Annotated in this window: 13 protein-coding genes; 6 read left to right on the forward strand and 7 right to left on the reverse strand. The window is 72.9% G+C overall.

What is annotated here, in order from left to right; all coding sequences use genetic code 11:
- Window positions 1-65 precede the first annotated feature (65 nt).
- Window positions 66-1,613: a S1C family serine protease gene (locus J2S55_RS22030; protein ID WP_306864135.1), complete on the forward strand. Its 1,548-nt coding sequence runs from the start codon at window positions 66-68 to the stop codon at window positions 1,611-1,613.
- Between the two features lie 105 nt (window positions 1,614-1,718).
- The gene (locus J2S55_RS22035) at window positions 1,719-2,090 is read left to right on the forward strand and encodes a sec-independent translocase (protein WP_306864137.1); all 372 of its coding nucleotides are present in this window, start codon (window positions 1,719-1,721) and stop codon (window positions 2,088-2,090) included.
- 110 nt (window positions 2,091-2,200) lie between these two features.
- On the opposite strand, the gene J2S55_RS22040 is transcribed toward J2S55_RS22035, so the two are convergent.
- The gene (locus tag J2S55_RS22040) at window positions 2,201-3,343 is read right to left on the reverse strand and encodes an Mrp/NBP35 family ATP-binding protein (protein ID WP_306864139.1); all 1,143 of its coding nucleotides are present in this window, start codon (window positions 3,341-3,343) and stop codon (window positions 2,201-2,203) included.
- A gap of 269 nt (window positions 3,344-3,612) precedes the next feature.
- Here J2S55_RS22040 and J2S55_RS22045 point away from each other — a divergent pair, with 269 nt between their 5' ends.
- On the forward strand, window positions 3,613-4,086 hold the full coding sequence (locus J2S55_RS22045) for a MarR family winged helix-turn-helix transcriptional regulator (protein WP_306864142.1): 474 nt from the start codon (window positions 3,613-3,615) through the stop codon (window positions 4,084-4,086).
- Here J2S55_RS22045 and J2S55_RS22050 read toward each other — a convergent pair.
- Together J2S55_RS22050 and J2S55_RS22055 are read right to left on the reverse strand one after the other, a co-directional pair.
- Window positions 4,083-4,583 (reverse strand): DUF1003 domain-containing protein, encoded by a 501-nt coding sequence (locus tag J2S55_RS22050; RefSeq protein WP_306864146.1) that lies wholly within the window; start codon window positions 4,581-4,583, stop codon window positions 4,083-4,085. The genes J2S55_RS22045 and J2S55_RS22050 overlap by 4 nt on opposite strands.
- On the reverse strand, window positions 4,576-5,817 hold the full coding sequence (locus J2S55_RS22055; protein WP_306864148.1) for a magnesium transporter MgtE N-terminal domain-containing protein: 1,242 nt from the start codon (window positions 5,815-5,817) through the stop codon (window positions 4,576-4,578). The genes J2S55_RS22050 and J2S55_RS22055 overlap by 8 nt, the downstream gene beginning before the upstream one ends.
- A 132-nt stretch (window positions 5,818-5,949) precedes the next feature.
- Between J2S55_RS22055 and J2S55_RS22060 the strand changes: the two genes are divergently transcribed.
- Window positions 5,950-6,894, forward strand: a complete 945-nt coding sequence (locus tag J2S55_RS22060) for an EamA family transporter (RefSeq protein WP_306864152.1) — start codon at window positions 5,950-5,952, stop codon at window positions 6,892-6,894.
- On the opposite strand, the gene J2S55_RS22065 is transcribed toward J2S55_RS22060, so the two are convergent.
- Both J2S55_RS22065 and J2S55_RS22070 read right to left on the reverse strand, forming a co-directional pair.
- A complete protein-coding gene (locus J2S55_RS22065) occupies window positions 6,869-7,234 on the reverse strand; it encodes a hypothetical protein (RefSeq protein WP_306864156.1) in 366 nt (121 codons plus the stop codon). The genes J2S55_RS22060 and J2S55_RS22065 overlap by 26 nt on opposite strands.
- Window positions 7,235-7,295: 61 nt before the next feature.
- Window positions 7,296-7,865 carry a biotin transporter BioY gene (locus tag J2S55_RS22070; RefSeq protein WP_306864159.1) on the reverse strand — a complete coding sequence of 190 codons (570 nt, stop codon included), beginning with the start codon at window positions 7,863-7,865 and terminating at the stop codon, window positions 7,296-7,298.
- 159 nt (window positions 7,866-8,024) lie between these two features.
- On the opposite strand from J2S55_RS22070, the gene J2S55_RS22075 reads away from it, so the two are divergent.
- Window positions 8,025-8,966: an HpcH/HpaI aldolase/citrate lyase family protein gene (locus J2S55_RS22075; RefSeq protein ID WP_306864163.1), complete on the forward strand. Its 942-nt coding sequence runs from the start codon at window positions 8,025-8,027 to the stop codon at window positions 8,964-8,966.
- 31 nt (window positions 8,967-8,997) lie between these two features.
- Here the strand turns inward: J2S55_RS22075 and J2S55_RS22080 are convergent, their stop codons facing one another.
- Window positions 8,998-9,558: a DUF6529 family protein gene (locus J2S55_RS22080; protein WP_306864166.1), complete on the reverse strand. Its 561-nt coding sequence runs from the start codon at window positions 9,556-9,558 to the stop codon at window positions 8,998-9,000.
- A complete protein-coding gene (locus J2S55_RS22085) occupies window positions 9,558-10,232 on the reverse strand; it encodes a hypothetical protein (protein ID WP_306864170.1) in 675 nt (224 codons plus the stop codon). Before J2S55_RS22085 ends, J2S55_RS22080 begins: the two co-directional genes overlap by 1 nt.
- 1,340 nt (window positions 10,233-11,572) lie before the next feature.
- On the opposite strand from J2S55_RS22085, the gene J2S55_RS22090 reads away from it, so the two are divergent.
- Window positions 11,573-14,020 carry a hypothetical protein gene (locus J2S55_RS22090; RefSeq protein ID WP_306864172.1) on the forward strand — a complete coding sequence of 816 codons (2,448 nt, stop codon included), beginning with the start codon at window positions 11,573-11,575 and terminating at the stop codon, window positions 14,018-14,020.
- Window positions 14,021-14,059 lie beyond the last annotated feature (39 nt).

Raw genomic sequence — 14,059 nt, forward strand, 5'->3', positions numbered from 1 at the left:
AGGGGAAGATTGTCGGGGCGTCCCAGTGAGTGGCCTCATGCGAGGCAAGGAATGGTGAATATTCGATGACCGACGAGAGCCGTACCCACGAGGCGCACGGTGCTGAGGGGCGTACGCCGTCGGATTTCACCGACGACAGAGGCCATGCCCCGGAGCCCTCCCGCCCGGACTTCCTGCCCGCCGGCGAGGCGGCCCCCTCATACGACGGGCAGCCCCGCGACGACGGCTGGAGCCAGTTGGGTGAGCAGCCGGGCCAGGGCAGGTGGGGCCAGGGCGGGCAGCAGGGCGGCACCGGGCTGCCCGGGCCCGACGACCGGGGCGAGCGGCCCGGCCAGGGCGGCTGGGGCGACCCGTCGGGCCGGGTGCGCCAGGACACGGCGGTCTTCGCCGTGCCGGGGAGCCCGCCTCCCCCGCCCTCCCAGGCGTTCGGCATGGGCCCCGGCTGGGCGCCGCCTCCCGGCCCCTTCGCGGGCGTGGCGGTCCCCGCCCGGCGCGGGCCGCGCACCAGCACGCTGGTCGTCCTCGCCGTGGTGATCGCGCTGCTGGCCTCGACGTTGGGCAGCGTCGGCACCTACCTGCTCACCCGGCCCTCCGTCTCGGGCCGCGACCCCTCCTTCACCCTGGGCAAGGCGCCGACCGGCACCAACTCCCGGCCCCCGGACTCGATCGCCGGGGTGGCCGCCAAGGTGCTGCCCAGCGTGGTCTCCCTGGCCGTCGACGGCGGCACCAGCGCGAGCACCGGCTCCGGCTTCCTGATCAAGGGAGGCTACGTGGTGACGAACAACCACGTGGTCGCCGCGGCCGCGCCGGGCGGTGAGATCCAGATCCAGTTCAACAACCGCAAGTCCACCGCCGCCCGCATCATCGGCCGTGACCCCGAGTCCGACCTCGCGGTGGTCAAGCCCGAGGAGACCTTCGGCGCCCCGGAGATCAGCCTCGGCAACTCCGACAACGTGGTCGTCGGCGACCCGGTGGTGGCCATCGGCTCCCCGCTGGGCCTGGTCGGCACCGTCACCTCCGGCATCGTCAGCTCGCTCAACCGCCCGGTCCAGGCGGGGGAGGAGAACAGCTCCGACACCACCTGGCTCAGCGCCATCCAGACCGACGCCGCCATCAACCCCGGCAACTCCGGCGGTCCGTTGGTCAACGCCAACGGCGAGGTCATCGGGGTCAACTCGGCGATCGCCACCCTCGGCAGATCGGCCGGCGGCCAGAGCGGCAGCATCGGCCTCGGCTTCGCCATCCCGGTCAACCACGCGCGCCGCATCGCCGAGGAGCTGGTCACTACCGGCGTCGCCAAGAAGTCGCGCATCGGCATCACCATCGACCAGACCTACCAGGGCGCCGGGGTCCGCATCGACAGCGAGGTCAGGCAGGGCACCCGCCCGATCGAGCCGGACGGCCCCGCCGACAAGGCGGGTCTCAAGCCCGGTGACGTCATCCTGGAGGTCAACGGCACGGTGGTGCAGGACAGCACCGAACTGATCGCGCTGATCCGGAACAAGGCGCCCGGCGAGAAGCTGGCGATCAAGTTCCAGCGCGGTGGCCAGGAGAAGACGGCCACTGTGGTCGTCGGCGCGGCGGCCGCCCAGCCCACGCCCCAGCCCTCCTGACCAGCGACGTGCGGGTGCATGCTAGGGCTTGAGGGCATTAGTCTGGAAGCTCTCCGGGTGTATGCCCGGGGAGCCGCCCTAGCGTTGTCCCGGTAGGAGATCACCGTGTTCGGACTCGGCTGGCCTGAGATCGTGGCGCTGGTGGTCATCGCCCTTCTCGTCTTCGGCCCGGAGAAGCTGCCCCAGGCCGCCGCCCAGGCGGGCAAGACGCTGCGCAACCTCCGTCAGATGGCCAACAACGCCAAGAGCGACCTGCAGGCCGGGCTGGGCCCGGAGTTCGCCGACTTCGACCCGGCCGACCTCAACCCGAAGAACTTCGTCCGCAAGCACCTCACCGGTGACCTGGAGGACGACTGGAACCGCCCCGCGGCCGCCGCGGCGGCCACGGCCCCGGCCTACACCGACTCCTACGCGGCCGAGGCGGCCGGTGAGCTCGGCTACGGCGAGCTCCCGCCGTACGACTCGGAGGCCACCTGACCCCGGCCCTGACGCGGGCTCTGACCCGGGCCCCGGGCCGGCCGCGGCCCTGACACGGCGAGAGGCGCCCTCCTCCCCGAGGAGGGCGCCTCTCGCTGTCCGCCGTGCGGTCAGCGGCCCCTGGTGGGGGAGATGCCGAGCTGCATGCCCTTGAGGCTGCCCGACTTCTTGCTCAGACCGGCGGCGATGCGGCCCAGCTCGACGGCCGCCGGGGCGTCGGGGTCGCTGAGCACCAGCGGCTTGCCCTCGTCGCCGCCCTCGCGCAGCCGCATGTCGATCGGCACCTGGCCGAGGAGCGGCACGCGGGCGCCGAGGGTGCGGGTGAGCGCGTCGGCCACGGTCTGGCCGCCGCCCTCGCCGAAGACGGAGATCCGCTCGTCGCAGTGCGGGCAGGGCAGCCAGGACATGTTCTCGATGACGCCGGCGATCTGCTGGTGGGTCTGCACGGCGATCGACCCGGCCCGCTCGGCCACCTCGGCGGCGGCCTGCTGCGGGGTGGTCACCACGAGGATCTCGGCCGACGGCATCCGCTGCGCGACCGAGATCGCGATGTCGCCGGTGCCCGGGGGCAGGTCCATCAGCAGGACGTCGAGGTCGCCCCAGTAGACGTCGGCGAGGAACTGGTGCAGCGCCCGGTCCAGCATCGGGCCGCGCCACACGACCGGGGTGTTGCCCTCCGGCTTGAACATGCCGACCGAGATCACCTTGATGTCATGCGCCACCGGCGGCATGATCATGTCCTCGACCTTGGTGGGGCGCTCGGAGACGCCGAGCATCCGGGGGATGCTGTGGCCGTAGATGTCGGCGTCCACGACGCCGACCTTGAGGCCGTTGGCGGCCATCGAGGCGGCCAGGTTGACGGTGACGGAGGACTTGCCGACGCCGCCCTTGCCTGAGGCGACCGCGAAGACACGGGTCAGCGAGCCCGCCTGGGCGAAGGGGATCTCCTTCTCGGGTCCCCTGTTGCCGCGCAGCTTGGTCTGCAGCGCCTTGCGCTGCTCGGTGCTCATCACGTCCATCTCGACCTGGACGCCGCTCACACCGTCGATCTTGGAGACCGCGGAGGTGACGTCACGGGTGATGGTGTCCTTCAGCGGACAGCCCGACACGGTGAGGAAGATCCCGACGCGCACCATCCCGTCGGGGGAGATGTCGACGCTCTTGACCATGTCGATTTCGGTGATCGGCCGACGGATCTCAGGGTCGTTGACGGTCGCGAGAGCGGCCATCACCAGTTCCGGGGTAGGTGCCATCGAAATGTCGGCAACAGACCGCCACCCTGAGGCGACGGGAGGATGCCGTCCCTCCTTGTCTATTTGTCGTCCAGACGTTCTTGGGCAGGGCTCATACGTCACGACGCCCATGTGGCTTAGCGCGAGGCCGCTCCCGGGACGGGAGCGGAGAAGTCACAGACCCATGGTATGAACCCGGGGGCCCCGAGAGGAATTCCGGCATCCGGCTGTGACATCTGATCCGGACAATTCGCTATGTAGATGCGCGTGCAACGTTCTAAGGTTACTCCGTGACCCTGACGGCAGGCGAGTCAAGAGAGATCCTCAGCTCCGGGGAGCTCGCGCTGTGGCGCATGCTCCAGCGGGCCCAGGTGCGCATCACCCGGGTCCTGGAGGCCGACCTCCTGGTCGAGCACGACCTGGCACTGGCCTCCTACGACGTGCTCGCGCACCTGGCGGAGTCGCCCGGGCGGCGGCTGCGGATGAACGACCTGGCCGACCGGGTGCTCCTGTCGCGCAGCGGCCTGACCCGGCTCATCGACCGCCTCCAGCGTGACGGCCTGGTCGAGCGCGAGGCCTGCGCCAGCGACGCGCGGGGCCTGTTCGCGGTCCTCACCGACGGCGGCGCCGTACGGCTGGCCGAGGCCACCCCCACCTACCTGCGCGGTATCCGCGCCCAGTTCCTGGACGTCCTCGACGCCGGGGAGCTGCGCCAGTGCGCGGCGATGCTGGACAAGCTCTTCCCCGGCCCCGAGCCCGTCTAGCGGGCCTCCCTGGAGTGGGGGGCGGCCGCGGGCGCGTACGGCTCCTGGAGCTCCTCCTGCAGGCGCTGCAGCTCCGAGCGGATGTAGTCGCGGGTGGCCACCTCGCCGAGAGCGATGCGCAGCGCCGCGATCTCCCGGGTCAGATACTCCACGTCGGCCTGGTTCCGCTCGGCCGCGCTGCGGTCGAGCTCGTTCTGGATCCGGTCCCGGTCGTCCTGCCGGTTCTGGGCGAGCAGGATCAGCGGCGCCGCGTAGGACGCCTGGAGCGAGAGCATCAGCGTGAGGAAGATGAACGGGTAGGGGTCGAAGCGCCACTCCTGCGGGGCGAAGACATTCCACAGGACCCATACCGCCACGAAGACGGTCATGTAGACCAGGAACCTGGCAGTGCCGAGGAACCGGGCTATCTGCTCCGACAGTCGGCCGAAGGCCTCCGGGTCGTAGTGCGGACGCAGGCGCAGGCCCTGCTGCCTGGGCTGGTCCAGCCGATCAACCACGGTCCGCCTCCGCCCCGTGGTCCTGTTCCCGCCAGTCGTCGGGGAGCAGGTGGTCGAGCACGTCGTCCACGGTGACGGCGCCGACCAGGCGGCCGACCTCGTCCACCACGGGCACCGCCATCAGGTTGTAGGTGGCCAGGTAGGAGGTCACCTGGTTCAGGGTGAACTCGGGCCTGATCGGATCGATGGAGGTGTCCATGACGCCGCCGAGCATGACGGACGGGGGCTCGCGCAGCAGCCGCTGGAAGTGGGCCAGGCCGAGGTAGCGGCCGGTGGGGGTCTCGATGGGCTGGCGGGTCACGTAGACCTGCGCGGCCACCGTCGGGGTGACCTCCCGCTGGCGGATGTGGGCCAGGGCCTCGGCGACCGTGGCGTTCGGGGGGAGCACCACGGGCTCGCTCGTCATGATGCCGCCCGCGGTGTCCTCCGGGTAGATCAGCAGCCGCCGCACCGACGCGGCCTCCTCCGGCTCCATCAGCGCCATGAGCGTCTCGGCCTGCTCGGGCGGGAGGTCCTGCAGCAGGTCGGCCGCGTCGTCGGGGTTCATCTCCTCCAGCACGTCGGCGGCCCGCTCCGGCGACAGCCGGCTCATGATGCCGATCTGGTCGCGTTCGGGGAGCTCTTCGAGCACGTCGGCCAGCCGTACGTCGTCGAGGGCCGCGGCCACCTCGACGCGCCGCTTGTCCGGCAGCTCGTGCAGGGCGCTGGCCAGGTCGGCCGCGCGCATCGTCTCGAAGGCGAACAGCAGGCTGGCCGCGCCCTGGTCCTTCTGGACCGCACTGAAGCCCCTGACCTCGGACCACTCCACGATCTTGGTGGGGCCGCGCCGCCGCAGCCCCAGGCCCGAGCCGCCCTTGACCACCGCCACCTTGGTGATCACCCACTCGGCGCGCCGGGTCTCCTCCATGGCCAGGTCGAGGACCGTCATCCGCTCGCCCTCGACCTCCACCTCAAGGTCGAGGATCTCGCTGATGGCCAGCGTCTCGGTCGCCCGCTGCTCGAACCGGCGCACGTTGATCTGGCCGCTGAAGACGACGGACCCGGCCTCGATGCCCCGCACCCGGGTGATGGGCAGGAAGACCCGCCGCCGGGTCTGCACCTCGACGACCAGCCCGTGCACGCGTGGCGGCGCGGTGCCGGCGATGGACACCACCACGTCCCGCACCCGCCCGATCTGGTCACCGGCCGGGTCGAAGACCGGGGTGCCGGCGAGCCGTGCGATGAAGATCTTCACATTTGAAGCGTAGGCCGCATCCCGGATCCGCCGGTTCAAGGCACGCTCACATTTCGGACGCCCACTTGCCCCGATCCAGCCTGTCGTGACAGCATCAAAAGCTATATACGGTAATTACGTAGGTGGTGTTCTATGAGGCGTGCCGGCCTGCTGGTCGCGTTTGCGTCGTCCTGGTGTTTCGCCTTCTCCGGACCGATGGCCAAATACCTGGGGGCCGCCGGGCTGGCGCCGCTCGAGGCCGTCTGGGTGCGGATGGCCGGCGCCGGGCTGCTGCTCGTCGGCGTCCTCGCGGTCACCAGGCCCCACGCGCTGCGCATCCCGCGCTCGCGGCTGCTGTTCTTCCTGGCCTACGCGGTGGTCGCGGTGGCCGGGGTGCAGGCGCTGTACTTCGCGGCGATCACCCGGCTGCCGGTGGGCGTCACCCTGCTGATCGAGTTCACCTCGCCGGTGCTGGTCGTGCTCTGGGTGCGGTTCGTCCGGCGGGTACGGCTGCCGCGCGCGGCCTTCGTCGGCGCCGTGGTCGCGGTGATCGGGCTCGGCATCGTGGTCGAGGCGTGGTCCGGCCTCGCCCTGGACCCGGTGGGCCTGCTGCTGGCCATCGGCGCGGCGGCGTGCTGCGCCGGATACTTCCTGCTCAGTGACGGCTTCGGCGACGACGTCGACCCGCTCGGCCTGATCGCCTGGGGCCTGGTGGGCGCGGCCGCGGCGCTCGCCCCGATCTCCCAGCCGTGGAACATCCCATGGGAGGCGTTCACCCGGAGCGCGGCTCCCGCGGGCGGCTACGCGCTTCCGGCGCTGGCGGCCGTGGCCTGGATGATCGTGGTCGCCACCGTCCTGGCCTACATCCTCGGTGTCACCGCGGTCCGCCGGCTGTCGGCCGCGATCGGCTCCACGGTGGCCTCCCTGGAGGTCATCGCCGGAGCGGTGATCGCCTGGATCCTGGTGGGGGAGGCCCTCGGTCCCTTCCAGATCGCCGGCGGCCTCATCGTCCTGTCCGGCGCCTACCTGGCCCAGCGGGCCACGGCCGACCTGCCGCCGACCCCGGTGGAGGTCAGAGATCCGGTCCGCGCGGCGTGAGCCGTACGACCTGTGAGCGGGCGGCCCAGCGCTCGGTCAGGCCCGCGCCGTCGACGGCGTTGAGCCGCTCCTTGGCGAGCGCGGCCACCGCCTCGGCGGCCTCCGCCTGGTCCACCACCTCGACGGAGGCGTCGAAGACGACCAGCCGTCCGCCGTTGTCCTTGCTCCGGAGCGTCACCTGGACCTCACCCGACCCGGCCAGGCCGGGCAGCGACTGCTCGCCGCCGCCGGTGACCACGTAGATCGCGCCGTCGTGCCAGGCGTGCCAGGCCAGCCGGGGCCGGTCCAGGGCGAGCCACAGGACACCCGACTTCTTGGCCCCTTCTTCGATCACACCCATGAGACGAATGTACGGCCTGCCCCTCCCGAGCCGGAGGGGCAGGCCGTACACGGTCACCGGATCAGCGGCCGGAGAGCTTCCACGCCGCCGGCAGCAGGCCGGCCGCGATGGCGATCTTGAGGGCGTCGCCGGCCAGGAAGGGGATCACGCCCGCGGCGAGCGCCTTGCCCAGACCCAGCCCGGTGACGGCCATGAGGACAGGCAGGCCGAAGGCATAGATCGTCAGGTTGCCGAGGACCATCGTGCCGACCGTGCGCGCGACGGTGCGGTCACCGCCGCGCTCGGCCAGCTTGCCGACGATGGCGGCGGCGGCGATGAAGCCGATGACATAGCCGAAGGTGGCACCGCCGAAGCCCGAGGTGCCACCCTGGAACCACGGGACGCCCGCGATGCCGACGAGCGTGTAGAGGACCATGCTCAGCACCGCGCGGTTCATCCCGAGCGCCGCGCCGACCAGCACGACCGCGAACGTCTGACCGGTGACCGGGACGGGCCACATGGGGAAGGTGAGCTGCGCGGCCAGGCCCGTCAGGGCGGCGCCGCCGAGCACGAGCGCGATGTCGCGGACGCGGGAACCCGGGATGAGGTCGGACAGTACGGCGGGCCGGGCCACCGAAGAAGCGTTTGCCATCGTGAATGTCTCCCTTACCGATGCTTGATACCTATTGTTCGGATACCTCAGACAAGAGTCGTACGAGATCGGCGCCAAGAACAGAGCAGGGTCTTTGTATGAGGACCATAGAGCGGCCCGGCCTGCCGCTCGGGGCGGGGCGGCCGCTAGCGTGTGCCCATGCGCTCGCGACGTTCGTGCCTGGCGGTGCCCGGCAGCAACCCTCGCTTCCTGGAGAAGGCCCAGGGCCTGCCCGCCGACGAGGTCTTCCTCGACCTGGAGGACTCCGTCGCCCCGCTCGCCAAGGAGGGGGCGCGCAAGAACATCGTGGCCGCCCTGCGTGAGGGCGACTGGTCGGGCAAGACGAGGGTCGTGCGGGTCAACGACCTGGGCACGCAGTGGACCTACCGGGACGTCATCGAGGTCGTGGAGGGCGCGGGGGAGTTCCTCGACTGCCTCATGCTGCCCAAGGTGGAGGACCCGGCCCAGGTGCTCTGGCTCGACACGCTGCTGACCCAGATCGAGAAGGCCAACGGGCTGGAGGTCGGCCGGATCGGCGTCGAGGTCCAGATCGAGAACGCCCGGGGCCTGGTCAACGTGGACGCCATCGCCGGCTCGTCCCGGCGCCTGGAGACGCTGGTCTTCGGCCCCGCCGACTTCATGGCCTCGATCAACATGCGGACCCTGGTGGTCGGCGAGCAGCCGCCCGGCTACACCGAGGGGGACGCCTACCACTACATCCTGATGCGCATCCTGATGGCCGCCCGCACGCACGACCTGCAGGCCATCGACGGCCCATATCTGGCGATCAAGGACCTGGACGGCTACCGCCGGGTGGCCGGCCGGGCCGCGGCGCTCGGCTTCGACGGCAAGTGGGTGCTCCACCCGACCCAGGTCGAGGCCGCCAACGAGGTGTTCTCGCCCTCCCAGGACGACTACGACCGCGCCGAGCTGATCCTCGACGCGTACGAGTACTACACGACGGTCGAAAAGCGCGGCGCGGTCATGCTCGGCGACGAGATGATCGACGAGGCGTCCAGGAAGATGGCGCTGGTGGTGGCGGCCAAGGGCCGGGCCGCGGGCCTCGGGCGCACCACCACCTTCACCCCGCCTGCAGCGTGACCCCGATCGTGGTGAAGAACCACAGCGACGCCTACAGCGTGACCCCGATCGTGGTGAAGAACCACAGCGACGAGGTCAGCCAGAGCCCGGTCAGGGCGGTGAACGCCAGCCCGCCGAGCACCGGCAGGGCCCAGCCGGGCAGCCCGCGCCTGGGCAGTGCCATCATCTTCGCGGCGAACACGCCGTAGAAGAAGCAGCCCAGCAGCGAGTGGGTCATCACCCGGGGCGTGTCGAACTGCGCGCCCAGCGCGTACAGGCAGTGGAAGGCCACCGGGACCGTCAGCAGGAACGCCGCCCGGCCCGACCAGCGGTGCAGGGGGCCGATCCACGGCGCGTCCAGCTTGATCCGGCCCCACATGACCAGGGCGGACAACAGCTGGACCAGTGCCAGCAGGAAGGCGCCGGTGGTGAGCCAGGACTTCATCGCCAGCGGCCCGGAGAACCCGGCGGGGCCGACCGCGTAGCCGGTGGCGAGATGGACGCGGCCGTAGACGCCCAGCCCGACCGCGATCAGGCCGCCGACGGCGAGCGGCGCGAGCAGCAGGGCGAGGCTCCGCCCGCGCGGGACCTGCGAGACCTGTGTGTCATTCATCAGAGCTCTCCAATGAACTCGTCGACGTCCTTGGGGTCGACCTCCTGGCCGTTGACGGTCGCGTTCTCGCCGGGCTCCGGGATCGCCACGTCGGCCGGGCTGCCGTCGACGAGGGTCAGCCCGACCCGGCTGCCGTCGTCCAGGTAGATCCAGCCGGCCCGCACCTTCGCGCCGCGGACGATCGCGCTCGCCCGGTAGAGCCCGGAGGGCTTCTTCACGGTGGGCGCGCCGAAGTCCCACCGCCTGCCGCCGAACCTCAGCTCCCCGGCCGCCCCGCCGCCGCCGAGCCGGGCGACGACGGAGGCGCCGCCCCGCCCGGACAGGGTGACCCGGCCGTCGGCGGCCCGGCCCTTGAGCCAGGACTCGATCCTGCCGTCGCAGAAGTAGGCGATCGCCCTGCCGTCGCGGACGGAGATGGCGATGAGCCCGCCGTTGCCCTTGACCCGCCCGGCGTAGTCGGCCTTGGCCGGGGTGGGCCTGGCGGTCTCGGTGGTCCCGGGGGCCCGGGTGGCCTCGGGGGTGGCCGGCGCCGGCGAGGCGGCCGCGGCGTTGGCGGAGGCGTCCCGCGCGCCCGCGTCCTGCGCGGCCGGTGTGGTGATGACGCTGAGCGCGCCGAGTGCGACGGCTGTCGCCGCTCCGGCCGCCAGCGTGTGGACGGGCCCCAGCCGTTTCATCGTCTGCTCCCTGGGGTGGTGGTTTCCTGCCCTCAGGTGTACGCCTGCCGGGCGTCGGCGTCTGTGAACTAATCCGCACAAGGACGGGGCCGGCGGGAGCCCGGTATGGGGCGCCGCCGCGGACAGCGATCTCCGGATTACTGGGGCAAACAGTGATAATTCCGGCGCTGCGCCGATAAATCTGACTAGAGAGGTCTCGTCAGCGCGGCTCCGACGTGTTGCTCTGGACTGTGTACGGCAGGCCCCGGTCCCCCCGGCCAGGGCAGGTGATCGTTCCGGTGGAACAGGGTAGGAGTAGGGTCGCGTGCGATTCGCCGCTCCCATAGGGGGTTGCGGTGGAGTGTCACGGTGACGGCTGGAACGGTCCGGGGTGACGGCCCCGGGCGCAGAAGGGCTCCCTACAGGAGGTGCTGAGCGTGGCCCCGGGCCCCCACGACCCGCGCCCGCGAGAGTGGCCGGCGCACGACGACGGCGCCCACGGTGACGCGACACCCGAAAGCAGGCCCCAGGAGTCCCAGGAGTCACCGCCGACGATCCAGCACTCCCCGCCCGGGCCCTCCGACGACGCCCCCCGAGGCATCCCGCTGGCCTCCCCCTGGATGCTCCCGCCGTTCGCCTCGCCCACCCCGGACGACAGCGAACCCCTCCAGGCCCGTCCGGAGGGCCTGGGCGGCGAGCGCCGCCGCCCCCACACCCAGCCCTACGCCGCCCCCCCGGCCGACCCTCCCGCCGGCCCCTCCAACGGTCCTCCCGGTCCTTCCGCCGACCTCTCCAACAATCCTCCCGGTCCTTCGGCCGGTCCCTCCAACGGTCCTCCCCCCGACCCCTCCGGCGCGGGGCGGCCACCCGCGGACGGCCGGTCCGCCGGGGCCGGACGCCGGGACGCCCCACCGGAAGGGCCCTTCCGCGGGCGGAGGGCCGACCGGCCGGACCTGCTGGTCGCCTCCGGCCCGCCGCGCGAGCCCGGGGACGGGCGCCGCTCCGGCCCCCAGGCCGGGTCCGGGTCGCCGTGGAGGCCGGGAGGCGAGGGGCAGAGTCCCCAGGCCGGGTCCGGGTCGCTGCGGAGGCCGGGAGGCGAGGGGCAGAGTCCCCAAGCCGGGTCCGGGGCACCGCGCGAGCGGGGAAGGGGGCCCCGGCCGGACCTGCTGGTCGCCTCCGGCCCGCCGCGCGAGCCCGGGGATGGGAGCCGCTCCGGTCCGTCGCGCGAGCCCGGGGATGGGAGCCGCTCTGGTCCGCCGGCTGCCTCCGGTCCGCCGGTTGCCTCCGGGGCGCCGGACGGGCCGGCGGTACCGGACGGGCCGGCCGTACCGGGCGGAGACGGCTTCGAGCCGGTGCGCCGCGTGGGACGCCCTCCCGAGGGCCGGCCTGCCCGGCCGGACCTGCTGGTCGCCCAGGGCCCGCCCGGCAGGCGGGGGCCGAACGGCGGACGGCACCACCGCGCGGCCCCCGCGCCCTCCGCCATGCGCCGCTCCAGCCCGACCAGGCGCGGGCGCGGCCGTGGCCTGATGATCCCGTTCATGATGGTCCTGGTCCTGACCGTCGCGGTCGGCGGCGGCCTGGTGCTGTGGGAGTGGGTGGGCGGCCCGTTCACCTCCGGGCTCCGGCTGGTCGGTGACGAGGTGCACTCCGGTGACGCGAACTTCGTGCCGCCGCCCGACGTCGCCGGCGACGGATCGAGCCAGGTGCTCAACGCCGTGGCCTCGGCGGGCACCGTCATGGTCGCCGTCGGCAGCGACACCACCAGCCCGGTCCCCAGGCCGCTGTTCCTGGTCTCCGCCGACGGGGGCGGGAGCTGGCAGCTCGGAAAGGTGACCGGCCCGGCCGGCTACGAGACGGGGCCGACCACGGTCGGCCTGGTCGCCGGCGGCGACGGCCGCTGGCTGGCCGCGGGCAATGACCCCTTCGGCGCCGGACACGGCCTGTGGACCAGCGCCGACGGCTACAGCTGGGGCGCGGTGGACCCCGGCGCGCTGGAGGCGTTCTCGGCCGGGGACAAGATCATGGACCTGGCGAGGACCGCCGCGGGCTTCGTCGCGGTGGGCACGACCGTGCTCCCGGACGGCACCACCGGGGCCATCGCCTGGGTCTCGCCCGACGGGCGGAGCTGGGACCGGGTGGACACCAGGGAGATCGGCCTGCCGGACAAGGTCCGGGGCCTGAAGGCGGTCATCGCCAAGGGTGACGCCGTGGTGGCGCTGGGCGATCCGGCCGAAGGCCAGTCCACCTCGGTCATCCTGCGCTCGGCCGACGGGGGGAAGTCCTGGCTGAGGACCGGTGCGGCGCTGACGGGCGTCGTCCCCGAACCGGGCGCGCTGGCCGTGGCGGCCGACGGGTTCGTGCTGGTCCCCACCCAACAGCGCAGCGACAAGGGCGAGGTGGCCGTCTACTGCTCGCCCCAGGGCGTCGACTGGACCCGGTGCGGCACCATCGGCGGCCTGGCCCCCGACGGTTCGGGCGTCAAGCGCCTGGCCTCCTCCTCGGCCGGAGTGGCCGCGATCACCGAGTCCGGTTTCGAGCACTACGCCGTCTACACCAGCAAGGACGGCCGCGACTGGAGCAAGAGCACCGACCTCGGCCAGGTGCCCGGTTCGCTGCGGGCGCTGGCCGTCTCGGCCGAGGGCACGCTCGTCGTCGGCGGCGACGAGCGCGCCGCCGACGTGGACAACCGCCTGGTCCTCCTCACCGCCCCCAAGGGGGGGCAGGCGCGGGCGGTCCCCCTGAGCGGCATCGACGGGCTCACCAGGGCCGCGCGGGAGACGGCCAGGGTGGCTGCCGGGGAGGGCGGGTTCGTCGCCGTGGGCGCCGTGTCCGGCGACGCGGGGATCTGGACCAGCGCCGACGGGCAGAGCTGGCAGGCGGCCGGCCCGGCGCAGATCCTCGGTGGCTCGCGCCGGCAGGCGCTCAGCGACGTCGCCCGGGGCAGGCGGGGCTGGCTGGCGGTGGGCAGCGCCATGACCGACGCCTCCACCACCGAGCCCCTGCTCGTCACCTCGGACGACGGCAGGAGCTGGCGCAGGGTGCCCGTCCTGGGCCCCCTCGCCCCGGCCGCCGAGCACGACTTCCTCGCCCCCCACGCGGTCGCCGCGGGCCCGTCCGGCTACGTCCTGGCCGGCGAGGACCGCAGCCCGGCCGGGACCGTCCCGGTCCTGTGGTTCTCCTCCGACCTGAAGCGCTACACCAGGGCGGCGAAGCTGCCCGCCGGCGGCGGCGGGGTGCGGCTGCACGACGTCTCGGTGACCTCGTCCGGGTATGTGGCCGTCGGCGGCGCCGGCGGCGCGGACCATGAGACCGGCGTGGTCTGGGTCTCGGCCGACGGGGTCAACTGGACCGCGCGCAAGCCGGTCCTGCCCCCCGGGGCGACGTCGGCGGGGCTTCGGCACGTGGTCCTGTACGGCGGGCACATCGTCGCCGCCGGCACCGCCCGGACCGGTGACGGGCTCCGGGCCTTCGGCGCGGTGTCGGCCGACAACGGCTCGACGTGGGAGTTCTCCTGGTTCCCCGCCGAGGAGGCGGCCGCCGTGCAGGACCTGGCCGCCACGGAGGCGGGCGTGGTGGCGGTCGGCTGGCAGGGGCTGCCCGGCGAGGGCGACAGCGTGGCCTGGACCTCCGAGGACGGGCTGGGCTGGCAGCGCCACGCCCCCACCCAGGGCAGCCTGGCAGGCGACGGGGCCCAGCGGCTCGGCGCGGTGGCGGTCTCCGGCGACCAGGTGGTGGCCCTGGGCAGGTCCACCACCTACAACGCCGACCACCTCACGCTGTGGCGCTCGACCCTGGCCGCGGCGCGGTGACCGTCCGTCCGGCGGGGGCGTTCAGCGGGTCAGGGGCGA

The organism is Streptosporangium brasiliense, from assembly GCF_030811595.1.
In the GTDB taxonomy this organism is placed as follows: Bacteria; Actinomycetota; Actinomycetes; order Streptosporangiales; family Streptosporangiaceae; genus Streptosporangium; species Streptosporangium brasiliense.

Excerpts from the sequence above, each read along its gene's own strand:
- J2S55_RS22080 (WP_306864166.1), bottom strand. The coding sequence starts at position 9,558 with ATGAATGACACACAGGTCTCGCAGGTCCCGCGCGGGCGGAGCCTCGCC.
- J2S55_RS22075 (WP_306864163.1), top strand. The coding sequence starts at position 8,025 with ATGCGCTCGCGACGTTCGTGCCTGGCGGTGCCCGGCAGCAACCCTCGC.
- J2S55_RS22040 (WP_306864139.1), bottom strand. The coding sequence starts at position 3,343 with ATGGCACCTACCCCGGAACTGGTGATGGCCGCTCTCGCGACCGTCAAC.
- J2S55_RS22060 (WP_306864152.1), top strand. The coding sequence starts at position 5,950 with ATGAGGCGTGCCGGCCTGCTGGTCGCGTTTGCGTCGTCCTGGTGTTTC.
- J2S55_RS22070 (WP_306864159.1), bottom strand. The coding sequence starts at position 7,865 with ATGGCAAACGCTTCTTCGGTGGCCCGGCCCGCCGTACTGTCCGACCTC.
- J2S55_RS22085 (WP_306864170.1), bottom strand. The coding sequence starts at position 10,232 with ATGAAACGGCTGGGGCCCGTCCACACGCTGGCGGCCGGAGCGGCGACA.
- J2S55_RS22030 (WP_306864135.1), top strand. The coding sequence starts at position 66 with ATGACCGACGAGAGCCGTACCCACGAGGCGCACGGTGCTGAGGGGCGT.
- J2S55_RS22065 (WP_306864156.1), bottom strand. The coding sequence starts at position 7,234 with ATGGGTGTGATCGAAGAAGGGGCCAAGAAGTCGGGTGTCCTGTGGCTC.